13 protein-coding genes and 3 pseudogenes are annotated in these 14,652 nt (G+C 45.1%); 8 read left to right on the top strand and 8 right to left on the bottom strand.

Annotated elements, in window-relative coordinates; all coding sequences use genetic code 11:
* Positions 1 to 82 precede the first annotated feature (82 nt).
* On the bottom strand, positions 83 to 982 hold the full coding sequence (locus tag GFB47_RS11900) for a LysR family transcriptional regulator (protein WP_153448293.1): 900 nt from the start codon (positions 980 to 982) through the stop codon (positions 83 to 85).
* 156 nt (positions 983 to 1,138) lie between these two features.
* On the opposite strand from GFB47_RS11900, the gene GFB47_RS11895 reads away from it, so the two are divergent.
* The 7 genes and pseudogenes from GFB47_RS11895 to GFB47_RS11865 all read left to right on the top strand — a co-directional run.
* Entirely contained in the window at positions 1,139 to 1,534 is a 396-nt protein-coding gene (locus GFB47_RS11895) for a RidA family protein (RefSeq protein ID WP_153448292.1), read from the top strand.
* Positions 1,535 to 1,688: 154 nt separating this feature from the next.
* The gene (locus GFB47_RS11890) at positions 1,689 to 3,149 is read left to right on the top strand and encodes an aldehyde dehydrogenase family protein (protein ID WP_153448291.1); all 1,461 of its coding nucleotides are present in this window, start codon (positions 1,689 to 1,691) and stop codon (positions 3,147 to 3,149) included.
* Positions 3,150 to 3,294: 145 nt separating this feature from the next.
* On the top strand, positions 3,295 to 4,284 hold the full coding sequence (locus GFB47_RS11885; protein WP_153448290.1) for a membrane dipeptidase: 990 nt from the start codon (positions 3,295 to 3,297) through the stop codon (positions 4,282 to 4,284).
* A gap of 222 nt (positions 4,285 to 4,506) precedes the next feature.
* Positions 4,507 to 6,018 (top strand): annotated as a pseudogene (locus tag GFB47_RS11880) (BCCT family transporter); the annotation flags it as partial.
* 144 nt (positions 6,019 to 6,162) lie between these two features.
* Positions 6,163 to 7,899, top strand: coding sequence for a hypothetical protein (locus GFB47_RS11875; RefSeq protein ID WP_225874337.1), 1,737 nt, complete (start codon positions 6,163 to 6,165; stop codon positions 7,897 to 7,899).
* Positions 7,896 to 8,627: a DUF3726 domain-containing protein gene (locus GFB47_RS11870; RefSeq protein ID WP_153448287.1), complete on the top strand. Its 732-nt coding sequence runs from the start codon at positions 7,896 to 7,898 to the stop codon at positions 8,625 to 8,627. The genes GFB47_RS11875 and GFB47_RS11870 overlap by 4 nt, the downstream gene beginning before the upstream one ends.
* A gap of 52 nt (positions 8,628 to 8,679) precedes the next feature.
* Positions 8,680 to 9,132, top strand: a pseudogene (locus GFB47_RS11865) (IS6 family transposase); the annotation flags it as partial.
* Here the strand turns inward: GFB47_RS11865 and GFB47_RS11860 are convergent.
* The 4 genes from GFB47_RS11860 to GFB47_RS11845 form a co-directional block, all read right to left on the bottom strand.
* Positions 9,133 to 9,498 (bottom strand): LlaJI family restriction endonuclease, encoded by a 366-nt coding sequence (locus GFB47_RS11860; RefSeq protein WP_178306498.1) that lies wholly within the window; start codon positions 9,496 to 9,498, stop codon positions 9,133 to 9,135.
* Between the two features lie 13 nt (positions 9,499 to 9,511).
* The gene (locus GFB47_RS11855) at positions 9,512 to 10,147 is read right to left on the bottom strand and encodes a recombinase family protein (RefSeq protein WP_153448285.1); all 636 of its coding nucleotides are present in this window, start codon (positions 10,145 to 10,147) and stop codon (positions 9,512 to 9,514) included.
* A 243-nt stretch (positions 10,148 to 10,390) separates the two neighbouring features.
* On the bottom strand, positions 10,391 to 10,681 hold the full coding sequence (locus GFB47_RS11850) for a type II toxin-antitoxin system RelE/ParE family toxin (protein WP_153448284.1): 291 nt from the start codon (positions 10,679 to 10,681) through the stop codon (positions 10,391 to 10,393).
* Complete coding sequence (locus GFB47_RS11845; protein ID WP_153448283.1) at positions 10,674 to 10,895, bottom strand: TA system antitoxin ParD family protein; 222 nt, start codon at positions 10,893 to 10,895, stop codon at positions 10,674 to 10,676. The genes GFB47_RS11850 and GFB47_RS11845 overlap by 8 nt, the downstream gene beginning before the upstream one ends.
* A 238-nt stretch (positions 10,896 to 11,133) precedes the next feature.
* Between GFB47_RS11845 and GFB47_RS11840 the strand changes: the two are divergent.
* A pseudogene (locus GFB47_RS11840) lies at positions 11,134 to 11,826 on the top strand (IS6 family transposase).
* A gap of 575 nt (positions 11,827 to 12,401) precedes the next feature.
* Here GFB47_RS11840 and GFB47_RS11835 read toward each other — a convergent pair.
* The 3 genes from GFB47_RS11835 to GFB47_RS11825 form a co-directional block, all read right to left on the bottom strand.
* The gene (locus GFB47_RS11835) at positions 12,402 to 13,658 is read right to left on the bottom strand and encodes a Y-family DNA polymerase (protein WP_153448282.1); all 1,257 of its coding nucleotides are present in this window, start codon (positions 13,656 to 13,658) and stop codon (positions 12,402 to 12,404) included.
* A gap of 4 nt (positions 13,659 to 13,662) precedes the next feature.
* Positions 13,663 to 14,067 (bottom strand): LexA family protein, encoded by a 405-nt coding sequence (locus tag GFB47_RS11830; RefSeq protein WP_153448281.1) that lies wholly within the window; start codon positions 14,065 to 14,067, stop codon positions 13,663 to 13,665.
* 169 nt (positions 14,068 to 14,236) lie between these two features.
* Positions 14,237 to 14,599 (bottom strand): hypothetical protein, encoded by a 363-nt coding sequence (locus GFB47_RS11825; RefSeq protein WP_153448280.1) that lies wholly within the window; start codon positions 14,597 to 14,599, stop codon positions 14,237 to 14,239.
* Positions 14,600 to 14,652 lie beyond the last annotated feature (53 nt).

The raw sequence follows: 14,652 nt of genomic DNA, 5'->3' as shown, positions 1-14,652 counted from the left end.
AGGTTTATAGGGTTACGTGGAACTTTTCGGTGAATTGAGCACAATACCCCAATAATAATGAATTAATTATAGGGCTTATTTATCAACTCAGGTTATTTGCAACAAACCCGTAATTCAAATAGTGCACACACAAATCATAAAACGCTTGAGCTTGAGGAGAAATAGTCCGATCGACTAAACGAAAAATGCCAATTTGACGCTTAAGCGGCGGGTCAATCAATGGAATCCAGATCAACCGAGTTTCGTTGGTAGGAAAGGCCAATTTCGGTAACGTTGTGACCCCAATCCCTAACTCTAAAACAGAAAACAAAGAGGTAATGTTCTCAACGGAATACAGCGCTTGCTCACTCAGCACCCTTGCAGGCGTGGCATCTAACAGCGTACACGTCCCATTACGGATGAAAGGTTGTTCTTGCAATGTCTGCCACTCAATACCCTCTGGGTTAGCGGCGAGAGGATTTTCTTTTAAACAGACGACCCCTATTTGGTCTGAAATCAAAGGGGTAAAATCAATCGATTCTTGCTCCAGAGTCGAAGCATTACCAAGAGCGAGATCCACTTCACCGGATAACAATCTCGCCTCCACGCCCGTCGAATTATCATCAATTAAACTGACTTCGACGTGAGGATACTGCTCGCAAAATGCCCCCAGCACGCTAGGGATTAACTTAGCAGCTACCGAAGGGACGCTGGCAATTCTTACTCTTCCTTGTTGGCCTGCGGCGGTGGCACGGAGATCATTGTCCAACGCACTATAGGCATTAAGAAATTTACGTATCTTAGGTAAGCAGATTTCACCAAATGGCGTGAGGGTCGATTTATTACCAGATTCAAACAAAGGCTGCCCTAAAACTTTCTCCAATTCTTTTATCGAGGTAGAGAGCGCAGCTTGAGAGCGATTGGCTCGATGAGAGGCCGCTCTAAAACCCCCTTCTTCGACCACCATCACAAAATGTTTCAATTGTTGAAGTTTTATCCGCATTAATCCTCCTCTCCTCAGCCCTTTATTTACCTTACATTATGCATGGTGATAGATTTTATTTATCAAATGCACGGAATTTAGCGTTAGATTTATCATATGTCAACAGGCAGTATTTAACCATCTTGAAACATAGTTGTTACAGAGTAGGATTTATACGTGGACATTAAAACAAAGAAACAGCCTGTAAAAACTGCACTTTTTGCTTCAAAAGCCCCCCTAGAATGGGCAGTAGTCAACAACGGCACTCTCTATACTGCTCAGATCCCAATTGACGCAACAGGCGCGGTGGTCGAAGGCGGTATCGAAGCACAAACTCGCCAAACCTTTGCCAATCTGGCGCATACTTTAGAGTGCGCAGGCGAATCCTTGGATTCTGTTTTGCAGGTACTTATTTATGTTACTGACCGCGAGTACTTAAAAACGGTTAATGCTGTCTATGCAGAGCAATTTACCGCGCCATACCCGAACCGAGCCGCCATTGTTGTGGCTGGGCTAGCACGAGAAGAAATGCTGGTTGAGTTTGTGGTTTACGCCGCCGTATCTGAAGGCTAGCACTCGAGTCCTTTATGGTTCGAATTCTTTTAAGACATTATTTATAAGGTAAGTCGCACTCCACTATTGATGTTTACGGCGGCTTTCCTTCATTACTTTCAACATTAACGACCGTTGTCAGACTCATAGGCAACCAACTCGTGATAAGGACTCCATGATGACTCAACATACGCTTCCTACAGAAAACGCGCTCTACATTGCCGGAGAATGGCAGTCAGGGATCAGCACCGTCGCCAATATTAACCCATCGGATATCACTGAAAACCTTGGGCAGTTTGCTCAAGCCAGTGAAGCTCAGGTTGAGCAAGCCATTTCTGCGGCAAAACAAGCGCAACCAGAATGGGAAAAAACACCTATTGAACGTAAGCAAGCCGTATTGCAAGCCATTGGCGATGAGTTAATTGCTCGTTGCGATGAACTGGGTACGCTACTTTCAAAAGAAGAAGGGAAGCCCTTCATGGAAGGTCGTGGCGAGATCTATCGCGCAGGCCAATTCTTTCAATATTTTGCAGCCGAAGTGCTCAGACAAATTGGTGACAGCGCCGACTCAGTCCGTCCAGGCGTTTCTGTCGAGGTTACGCGTGAAGCCGTCGGCGTTATCGCAATTATTTCACCTTGGAACTTCCCTACTGCGACGGCGGCTTGGAAGATTGCACCTGCCCTTGCCTTTGGCAACAGTGTCATTTGGAAACCGGCGAACCTCACCCCAGCCAGTGCAGTGGCGTTGACAGAAATCATCCACCGCCAAGGTATCCCAGCGGGCACCTTTAATCTGGTCTTGGGCAGTGGCTCTCAAGTCGGTAATACCCTCATTAACTCACCACATATCAACGGCGTGAGTTTCACTGGCTCAGTAGAGACAGGTCGCAAGGTCGCGGCAGCCACCGCGCCAAACTTTGTCCGTTGTCAGCTAGAGATGGGCAGTAAAAATGCACTTGTCATTGCCGATGATGCCGATATTCAAATTGCAGTAGAAGCCACCATCGCAGGGTCATTCTCTGGTGCAGGTCAAAAATGTACCGCCTCATCACGCTTAGTGGTCATGGATGGTATCCACGACGCCTATGTCGAAGCGCTCATTAAACGAATGGGCGAACTCAAAGTCGGCCACGCCCTTCAAGAAGGCATATTCATGGGACCTGTCGTGGACGGCAACCAATTAGACGCTAACTTCTCTTGGATTGACAAAGCACGTGACTGCGGCGCTGAACTGGCCTTTGGCGGAGAGCGTTTAAGCCTAGAACATGACGGGTACTACATGTCTCCCACCTTGTTCTTAAACACCCAAAATAGCTGGGAAGTCAACCAAGAAGAAGTCTTCGCACCCATGGCTAGTGTGATAAGAGTAGCCGATCTTGATGAAGCCATCGCAACAACGAATGATACTCGTTTTGGCCTTACAGGCGGCATTATCACGCAAAGCTTGCGTAGCAGTGCGTTGTTCAAGCAACAGGCCCAAACCGGTTGTGTCATGGTGAACTTGCCAACCGCTGGTACCGATTATCACGTCCCATTTGGTGGTCGTAAAGAATCCAGCTTTGGGCCGCGTGAGCAAGGCCAATACGCCAAAGAATTCTATACCGTCGTCAAAACAGCCTATCAACGCCCTTACTAGGGTCCGATATACAGAGCCTTGTTAGACAAGGCTCTTCTCTCTTAACGCTCAGTAAGAAAACACCAATAAACACGAGCACTAAAAGAGAACAACAAAAAACCACGACAAAAAATCGACGATGAATCAGTAAGAGTAAGGAATGGCTATGTACCAACAACGGATTGTTATTGATGGGTTGCAGTACTGCAATTGGGATCGTGAGTATTTTCAAACGCTTCAAAGCAGTGGTATCACAGCGGTTCACGCTACCATGGTCTATCACGAGAATGCCCGCGAAACACTCACTCGCTTTGCTGAATGGAATTTACGGTTTGAGCAAAATGCGGATCTCATCATGCCTGTGCATTCAATGGCCGATATTGAGCTGGCAAAAGCACAAGGAAAAGTGGGTATCTTCTTTGGTGCACAAAATTGCTCCCCAATAGAAGATGAAATCGGTCTGATCGAAGTCATGCGTCAACAAGGCTTACTTATCATGCAGCTGACTTACAACAACCAAAGCCTATTAGCGACGGGTTGCTATGAGAGTCACGACAGTGGTGTGACACGTTTTGGTCAACAAGCTATCGGAGAAATGAATCGTGTCGGCATGATCGTTGATATGTCGCATAGCGCCGAGCGTTCAACACTAGAAGCCATTGACCTCTCTTCTCGGCCGATTTGTATTAGCCATGCTAACCCGACTTTTGCTTTCGATGCGCTTCGCAACAAATCCAATGATGTCATCAAAGCGCTCACCGCTCGCGGCGGTTTGATTGGGTTCAGTTTATACCCTTTCCACTTGCCAAACGGCAGCCAATGTTCACTGGATGACTTCTGCCACATGGTGGCCTCTACGGCCGATATGGTTGGTGTCGAACACTTAGGCATTGGCAGTGACCTATGCTTAAACCAACCTCAAGAAGTCTTAGAGTGGATGCGAAACGGCCGTTGGTCCAAAGCCATGGACTATGGCGAAGGGTCGGCGAGTAACTCAGGATGGCCTGACGCACTCCCTTGGTTCTGCGGTAGTGCAGGCATGGAGAACATTTACAACGGATTAATACGCCATGGATTCAATGAATCTGAAGCAGGAAAAATACTGGGTGAGAATTGGTTCAATTTCTTACAACAAGGACTAGAGCCTATTTCGTAAAGCCGTAGCCCAAACATGGAACAGCCCGCTCAATACAAAAACAACAGAGCGGGTGTTAAATACAACTCTTGTCGTGAGCCATCTCGCTCATTGCAAAGAAACCTCTGGAGTCAGAGTATGTCAAATCTAACCAACAACGTGAAAGCTTCAAAGTTGCAGCCCGCAGAAATGTCTTCTGCCAGTGCATCAGGCGGTCCCTCAAAGACCGATAGCAGCACAGGAAGTACATACAAAAACCTCGGGTTAAGCAACCCAGCATTTTGGTACAGCGGTGGATTCATCGGGCTATTTGTCGCACTGGCCTTGTACGATGGAGAGCTGCTGTCAACAATGGTTAACTCCGGATTCGCGTGGTCCGTTAATGTCTTTGGTCCTTACTGGCAAATCTTGCTACTTCTGACTTTTCTTATTGGTCTTGCGCTTGCCGCAGGGCAAACAGGCAAAGTCATTCTTGGCGGCGTCACCACACCTGAGATGAACACCTTTCGTTGGATCTCCATCATATTCTGTACCTTACTCGCCGGTGGTGGCGTATTTTGGGCCGCGGCAGAACCTATCGCCCACTATGTCAGCCCTCCTCCTTTATATGGCGCGCAAGAAAGTACCTACCAAGCCGCGGTGAATGCACTGTCGCAATCCTTTATGCATTGGGGATTCTTAGCTTGGGCTATTGTAGGTAGCTTAACCTCTATCGTCGTGATGCACCTTCATTACGATAAAGGTTTGCCGCTTAAGCCTCGTATTCTGCTGTATCCCGTTTTAGGAGAGCGCGCGCTGAAGGGCCACACTGGAGCGTTGATTGATGCCTGCTGCATTGTTGCCGTTGCGGCGGGGACTATTGGCCCAATTGGTTTCTTAGGCTTACAGATCAGTTACGCACTCAATGCTCTGTTTGATATTCCCGATGGTTTCACTACCCAGCTCATTATCGTCAGTTTTGCCATTGTTTTATATACCTTGTCAGCGTTAAGTGGCCTGAATCGCGGCATGCAAATGCTCAGTCGCTATAATGTGATTCTCGCCGTTGCCTTGATGATCTACATTCTGATTTTCGGACCTACGAATTTCATCATTAACGGCTACATTCAAGGTGTGGGTAGCATGCTCGACAACTTCTTACCCATGGCCACTTACCGTGGTGATGAAGGGTGGCTAAGTGGGTGGACCGTGTTCTTCTGGGGTTGGTTCCTAGGGTACGGCCCTATGATGGCGATCTTCATTGCACGTATATCTCGAGGTCGAAGCATTCGCCAGCTGGTCTCTATCATCAGTATCGTCGCACCACTTGTCACCTGTTTTTGGTTCACCATCGTGGGTGGCTCTGGTTTGGCGTTTGAGATTGCCGACCCTGGTAGTATCAGCAAGGCCTTTGAAGGATTCAACTTACCCGGTGCGCTCCTTGCCATGACGCAACAGCTGCCGTTTCCAATGCTCACGTCTATCTTATTTTTGATTCTCACTACGATCTTTATTGTGACGACCGGTGACTCGATGACCTACACCATCAGTGTGGTGATCAGTGGTGAAACTGAACCTAATGCCGTCATAAGAACGTTTTGGGGTGTGATGATGGGGGTAACAGCGTTAATTCTGATTACCCTTGGTTCCGGCGGCATCTCCGCGCTGCAATCATTCATTGTTATCACAGCGGTCCCAGTTTCATTAATTCTGTTGCCGTCACTATGGAATGCGCCACAGATTGCGATGAAGCTCGCCAAGGAACAAGGCTTGTAACACCAGCAAGAAAAGAGCCATACCGTCAAACAAATGAGCATACATTTGAGACGCGAAACATGCACTTGAAACATAGTTAGGGTGAGGTCACTCGCCCTAACACGAACATCAACCAATACTATAATTAAAATGGTGGTGAGCAAAATGGATGCACATCCTTCAACTTACACGACTACCCTACACACAGCTCGCTCTGCTAACATCGTCATGGCGCCAGAAAGATTGGGTGCAATGCACCAAAATCGAATCAGTTTCGTTCGTACTATGATTCGAAAAATGGCACAGCAACAATGGAAAGTATCCAAACACGATTGGCAACTTTCGCCTCAAGGCTTTGGTCACGTCATCTATAAGCTGACGACCCCTAATTATTGCTATCACTTGGTCGTTTTTTGCGATGAAATTGCCGATGAGGATCGCAATGATCGTGTCATTGCAGAGCGCTGGGATGTCACCTTTGCCCTTATTTCGGGTGACGTTGACGTTAACTTGCTCGAGCAGCTTCGCGCTAATGTTCCTTTACAAGAAGCAGGACGAAATCCAAATAACGTTCTAGTACTAGCTCGTGCTAACAAAAGTGTTCGCATGTTCGATCATATCGTCAGTCATTTGGCGCAAGGTAAGCAACCTTGTCCGCAAGAGTTAGCGGAAGTGGGGTATATTCTCAGAACGACCGCGGTGTACGGCAACGGTAAATTTGGTATTGCCGATTTTAAATTGCTTGAACAAAACGCAGATTTTAGTCAGTCGTTCAGTGCTCAAATGTGTGCGGTGTACCTGCTTCGTGAATTTAGTTTGGACTGGGTCAATTACCTCGCCAACCAACTCGGTGGCCCCCAATCTGCTACTTTACATCAAGAGCTGCAACGCTACCTTGGTGTGGGTAATGCAACAGGCCTAGGGATGGCGCCCTATTTGATCAACCACCCGACCATTGTTGACCGTTGGATGACCACCCGTGAGCAAGCTTTGGCAGACGTCTTGCAGAGCCTAACCAACAAAGGAAAGACGGATCGGTTACAAGCGCTGATAGCCAAAGCGACATTGCATCTACAGCAAGTGGTCACCATCAATGAAACACAGCGCCAATACAATAGTGAGGCCATTGAGAACCTGCAACAGTTTACTCGTCACCTCATTACGCACGATGACCGTCAAACGACATGGTCAGAGTTCATCAAACAGGCACCGGTCATGGCACTAGAGGCGGAAGAGGTGGTTCTGTCATGTTTGATGGAGATATACCCTGACCTTGTCGATGCCTATCAAGATAGGATGAATAGCGATGAAACGTTATTTCTGCCAAGTGGAAAAAAGGTACAGGACCTATTAGCGACACTCAATACCTCTTATCAATGGGCCATTAACATTGATTTCAGTCAGCCAGAAAATCAATACTGGTTTTGGTATCGCTCGCAAGATAAAGAAGAGCCAAGGTTAGGCGTTCGAGGCGTAGAAAAAGGGGAAGAGAAAGAGCTCCCACTGGATGTGGCCCGTCAGGTTAATCGACTTTATCACGCCTTATGTGACCATCAACCAGACTTGTCCTTAGCTGAATTTCTGGTGCTTCACCCTCAGCACAGGGCCATTGCGCGACGCGTTTGGACACTCGGCCATAAACAGATGGGTGATATTCAAATGAATGTTTTACATAGAGATGCGCTTCCCATGCACCTGCTACGCTGCAAGCTTGCCGTATTTGGTGCGACTAAGTTTGATCCTCGCTCAGACCGCTGGGTGCGCGTGACCTTTTTCCAAGGCGCGCCATTGCTCGACGAAATTCACAATCAAACGTATCAAGATGACTGGATATTCCCGCTACTGCCAAGCCATGAGCAGCTGCAAGACAACGGACCGATACAAGGAGGAAATACGCTATGATCGTCTCTCACAATGAACTTGTCGCCGCCGTCAACAAGGCGTTTCTCGGTATGCGCCGCTCATGTGGAGAGGCTGACGTCATCGCTAACATGGTCGCAGACTTACAGATGGTGGGATTACATGGTGTCCGCCACTTCAATAATGCGAGCACCTATATCGATCATGACCAAGATTGCCCCGCGGATATCACGCAGACCGCACAAGGGCTCATCACTGCAGACTTACATCGCTGCAGCTTGGCGTGCCACCTTCCCGTCATCATAGACTACGCGATTGAGAAAATGATTGGCTCGAAAACCATGAAAATAGAGCTAACGCACTGCCATAACCGCTGGCTGGCCTACAGCGAACTAGTTAAACTAGCAGCAAAAGGGATCGCGTGTACGGCCAAATGGACCAATGGCAGCAGCTCAAAACATACCATGTATATCATCAACCGAGGGTGCGTTGCCCCAGAATTGTTTTTATCCAATGTATTAGTCACCGATCAGCTCGATTGTCACAGCATGACTATCGAATTATCAGTGCAAGATTTTGATGTGGAGGCGTTATCAGACGGGTACAGCATTCATATCGATGCCAGCGAACAGTCTCAAGCGCAACACAATGCTTGGCATAACGGCATAACGGTAGACGATCAGGAATGGTTGCAGTTAAAACAAACGGCTACTGCAATATTGGTGGAAAACAGTGAACAATCGATAAAGGGAGCGGGTGAAGCCGCGTGATTTTAATCGTTAACAAGGTTACGCATTTAAGTTCTGTCGCAAAGTTTGATTGATTAAAGTAAAAGGGCAATGGCTTTACTATTATCGAGCCGTTGATAATCGTGGTCAGGTGATCGACTTTTTATTGTCTCCCCGTCGAGATGAAACGGCTGCTCGTGCCTTTTTCAATAAGGCGTTTGAACAACACGGCTTACCTAAAAAAGTCGTCATCGATAAGAGTGGTGCGAATGCCTTAGCCTTGCACCACCTTAATGTTCAACTTTGGTTGTCAGGCCGAATGCTCGAATTAATTGAAGTACTCCAAGTGAAGTATTTGAATAATATGGTTGAGCAAAGTCACAGAAAGGTGAAAGGAAAGATGCATCAATGCCTAGGCTGGAAAAGTGATGAGGGGGCGAGCAATACACTAGCCGGTATCGAATTGTGGACGATGATCAAAAATGAACAACTAGATAATCCAAATGGATTATCTAGTTGGGAACAGTTTTACGGTCTCGTAGCGTAATTACGCCTGGAGATTAGTGCAATAGCCGCTTATTAAAACTTTGCGACAGAACCGATAATGGCAGTGAATGGGTGGGTAGTTAGATAAGCAATCATTTTCACTAGAAATAGATTTGTTTCTGTGGGCTACATAGGCTGCTTTCAACTTTGATTTGCTGCCTGGAAAAATAAAATGATTAGTCACTTTTACGGTGGAACCTGCCACTTCTTCCACTGCATTTACATAGAAAAATTGTTTCACTAAATCGGACCAACCTGGGGCTGTGTTTGGAGATTGAGCTCCATAATATTTAGCATCTACAACGGCATAATGTTGACCATCTTCGGATTTTAAAAGCGTATCAATTCTTTGCCCTTTTTGTGCCATAGGAACAAATTCATTATCCCAATGAACGTTCAATTGCTAACTTCTTCGCCACCCGTATTACTGTACGATCCGAAACATTGGTGAGTTTGGCGGTATCACTAATACTCAGCTTGTTGATAACTCGTAGCTGATAGATTTTTTCGTGTAGATCTGAGTCTGCTTGACGTCCTTTGTATTTACCTTCTTCTTTGGCTTTCTTTATTCCTTCACACTGACGGCGGCGGCGATCTTGGTAATCTTTTCTTGCGATAGCAGCCAGCATATCCATCATCATGCTATTTATTGCTTTGATCATCGATCCGGTAAATTCATCGGTGATTTGGGGAGAGAATGCGATATGACTGGTTGGTAAATCCAGACTAATCACTTTGAGTTCTTTCTCGTGCAGCATTTCTTTTAATGTGAACCAGCTTTTCTCATCCAGACGAGAAAGCCTATCTATCTGTTCAATGATGATTGCATCACCTTTCGCAGCATCATCAAGTAAACGAAGAAGTTCTGGTCTTTGCAGAGAAGCACCTGACTCATTTTCAATATACCATCCAGCTATACGAAAACCTTTATCCTGTACAAACTTCTGTAAGGTACTCTGTGCCCGTTTTGCATTTTGGTCGCTTGTTGATACTCTAAGGTAACCAAAGATGTACATAATTCACCCTAAGTGACATTTAAGTTATGATCCAACTTGGTGTGCCATATAGGTTATGACAAATATATAAAAACTGCCATTTTTATATGTGATCATAGGGTATAGCCTAATGTCATGCGCTAAATAGAACAAAATCCCAACGCATAAAAACCATTATTCTCGATTTTGAGTAGTTTTCATATTCTGAATATTGAAAAGAATAATTATGCGAAGCTTGGAGTAATTCTATATTCTCGCTATGACTCAGAAGATATTTTTAACATCACGGTAAAAGTTTTCATGAGATCCTAATGCCATTAGCTCAAGGGTGACGGTGCCATCTTCATAACTGTAACCAAGTAACGTTAATTGCTTAACCATTTTGAATCTATAAACACGTAAAAATGACAAGTCACCTTTCTTTTGCTCTCCTAATAATGGCTCTTTCATTAGTTCTTTAACTGCATTATCAAGATCAAGCTTCTGATTTTTATGTAGCTTTTTTACTGCTTTCTTAAATGTAGGTGTCTGTAAAATTTGAGTTATCTTAGCCAAAATTATAGTTCTCCAACTTTCCTGCTTCTTTTTCAGCTTTGGCAATAATTGCTTGTTTTACAAACTCATATGGTAATTCTGGGTTATCTTCCATCATTTCACCAATTTTAGCCCAGTGTTCAATTTGTTTTGGTGCGGTACGGCTAAATGCTTTAGCCATAATGGTAGCTTTTTGTACAAGGTCTTGATCTAATCTAATGCTTGCTGTAGCCATTTTAAGTATCCTATTTAAAGTTGATTTTTATTATTGTAGCGCATAGCTTCTATTGTAGCAAATCGCATCATTGTGACGTGCTAAGGTGTCAACGCTAATACTGTGAATCTAGCGGCCTTTCTTTTGGCTCGCGATCACGTTTCACTTCAAATACCACGAAAACTGGTTCTGTCGCAAAGTTGACGAAGTTAAGCGATATATTGATAATGCAACGTCACAATAACGGAGTATTATTAACATGAAACTTAACTTTTCAGGATGCCATTTCCTGCAAGAGATCATCATGCAAGCACTTCGTTATTACTTAGCGTACAAATTAAGTTACCGGGAAATAGAATAGATTTTTGCTGAGCGAAATATCCGCTTTGACCACTCAACATTAAATCGTTGGGTGATAAAATATGCGCCATTACTTGAAGTCAATTTCAGAAAAAGAAAACGTAAAGTAGCTGATTCATGGCGCATGGATGAGACCTATATTAAGGTCAAAGGTAAGTGGGTCTACTACTATAGAGCCGTCGATAAGTATGGCGCTATTATTGATTTCTATTTGAGTGAAACGCGTAATGAACAGGATGCACGGGCCTTCTTTGATAAAGCGATAGGCAGTAGTGGATTGACAAGTAAAGTTGTTATCGATAAAAGTGGCGCGAATGCAGCAGCGTTAGATACCATCAATATTAGCCTTTGGTTAGGTGGATACATGTTGCGTATGATCGAAGTATTGGCAGTTAAATACCTCAACAATATTGTTGAACAAAGTCATCGAAAAGTGAAAGGTAAAATGCATCAATGTTTAGGATGGAAGTCTTGGATTGGTGCAGAATCAACCTTGGCAGGTGTTGAAATCTGCTCCATGATTAAGCAAGGACAGATGATTAACTCAGAAGAAATGACGTCATGGGAGCAGTTTTATTCTTTAGCTGCATAATTATATCTGAGGAAAAGTGCCTCTTTAATTTAGAACCCACAATCTGAGTTTGCGACAGAACCAAATAAGGACTAACTTAATGATAGCTATCTATTTTGTTATAGGAATAGGGATTTTTATAAGTTGTATCACTATTTTTGCACCTAATTCATTCTATGGTGTGAAAGCATTATTAAAAAATTAGAAAATATTGACTTAAAATGAAACCCTACTTGAAGTGTTTGTTTATCCTGATTCATAGTTAACTTCGAACTAAAGTGGTGTTAGTTGGAACTAAAGTGGCGTTAGTTGGAAGTAAAGTGGTGTTAGTTGGAATTAAAGTGGTGTTAGTTGGAACTAAAGTGGCGTTAGTTGCGAACTAAAGTGGCGTTAGTTGCGAACTAAAGTGGCGTTAGTTGGAACTAAAGTGGCGTTAGTTGCGAACTAAAGTGGTGTTAGTTGGAAGTAAAGTGGTGTTAGTTGGAAGTAAAGTGGTGTTAGTTGCGAATTAAAGTGGTGTTAGTTGGAAGTAAAGTGGCGTTAGTTGGAATTAAAGTGGTGTTAGTTGGAACTAAAGTGGTGTTAGTTACAGTACCCTAACACCTCACTACCGGCAGATCCCCCCATTTGGTCGTATATTGAGGCGACAACATTTCTCGCCTCATTGCCCATTTATGCTCAATCCCTTGCGCTGCCAAAAAGACGCTGTCGGTTCCATAACGTTGATTTAATCCATCAAACACCGCCATTAAGCGAGGATCGTCGGGCTTTGGATTCAAAAAATCAATCTGAGCGTGCTTGCCTTCCATTAAATCTAACAACCCAACCCCAATTTTGTAATAACGCTCACCTTGCTGAAACATTGCTTTCGCCATTGCCATGACCGTATGAGTGAGCACGGTGGTATCAGAGGTGGGATACGCAAAGGAATGCACCATTTTATGTGATACCGGCTTGGCATCATAAGGAGAGCTGGCTGCAAAACACATCAACACTTTGCATAAACTGTGTTGCTGCCGTGCTTTATAGGCCGCAATGGCGGTATGCTTGCTAAGTGCTTGTTGTAATGAATGCAAATCGACGATCCGCTCACCGACACTACGAGTTGAGAATATCTGTTTTTTATCGGCTCGGATTTGATCCCAACTCTTGCACACCTGACCGTTTAACTCACGCACGGTCCGCTCAACTTCAACGTTAAATTGGCGTTGCGCGACAGCCGGTTCAAGGCGAGATAAATCCCACGCTGTATGTACTTTCATCACTTTTAATTTGGCACTCAATCGTCGCCCAATCCCCCACACCTCACTCACATCGACCGATTTTAATACCTGTTGTCGCGCTGTCTCATTATTGAGAATGCACACCCCTTGATAGCCTTCGATTTTCTTGGCGGCATGGTTGGCAAGCTTGGCCAACGTAAGGGTTTCTCCCATCCCAACGCACACCGGCAAACGACACTCTTTCCACACCGCGCGACGGATCAGTGCGCCATGAGTTCGCAAACAAGGAATGGCTTGGTGACAGTGTCTCAAAGATAAGAATGATTCATCAATCGAGTAAATATGCTGAACAGGAGCAAAGCGTCCGATCACCGCCATCATTTTGGCCGAGAGATCCGCATACAGTTCATAATTAGACGATAAGGCGATCACCCCTTGCTTTTCACATAACTCGCGCACTTTAAAAAAAGGGGCAAATTTAGGAATGCCAAGTTCTTTGGCTTGTCGATTGGCCGCCACAATGCAGCCATCATTATTAGATAGCACCACCAAAGGCTTGCCACGCAGATCAGGACGAAACACCTGCTCGGCGCTGCAATAAAAGGCATTGGCATCGACCAGCGCAAACATGGTGTTAGCTCGCGAGTAAATAACTTGGACGATGACAGCGGATCGAGCGCACGACCACGCCTTCAATCGAAAATTGATCGTAATCGAACACCGCCACCGGTTGAATTTTTTCATTTGCAGACAGCAATAGTCGATTTTTCATATCAATGATTTTGCACACAAATTCACCATTGAAATTGGCCACGACCACATCTAGATTCTTGGCCACTTCATGGCGATCCACGATCAAAATATCCTGACTAAAGATGCCGACATTTTGCATCGAGTCACCACAAGCTTTGCACAGAAAGGTTGAACTTGGGTGCTCAACTAACAAATCATCAAGCGATAAACTCAATTGAGAATATTCGGCTGCTGGCGACTCAAAGCCCGTGATACCGGCACCGGCGGAAATAGGAATGACTTTCATAAAACCCTTAAAATACTGTATATAAACACAGTATCATTTTAGGGCTATTGATAGAAAAGGCAAGAGGTTAAATTATCGAGCTACCACGACACGCACACCGCTGCGCCTGATAAATCACACCAGATAAACGAAAAGAAACAGAATAACGCACCACAACTAACCTGCTCCCTTAACAAAGAACGGGGGCGCAGCTCAGGGTGGGCGGGGGATGTGGTGGCACTTCCGTAAAACAGCTTGCGCCTTTTATGGATTGGCCGGAACGGGCAAAAGAAAGAATACCGCGAAAGTTGAGCAAAAAGATCATGATGAACCTTGCCGTATTAAGCACGTTTTTTGTGCTTGATGCGACTGCCAACTGCCCTGCTTTGCCTGTCTTTTTGGGCAAGGCAGATAAAAACAGTGCCGGCGAAGCTGGCTTCCTTGTAGCACGTTGTTTAGTGCGGTGGTGAAAATTTAACATAATGTCAAATAATGCTTGAAGCCACTCAATGCCCGACAGCTTGCTGGCGATAAGGCATGTGTGATTTCGCATTATTCCACATTATGTTGAACTTGAGCACATACCCCCATGCTTGGGGGATGGGG

It is taken from the genome of Vibrio algicola (assembly GCF_009601765.2).
Taxonomy (GTDB): Bacteria; Pseudomonadota; Gammaproteobacteria; order Enterobacterales; family Vibrionaceae; genus Vibrio; species Vibrio algicola.
Note: the sequence above shows the minus strand (reverse complement) of the source record. Positions and strands in the feature narration are given on the sequence as shown.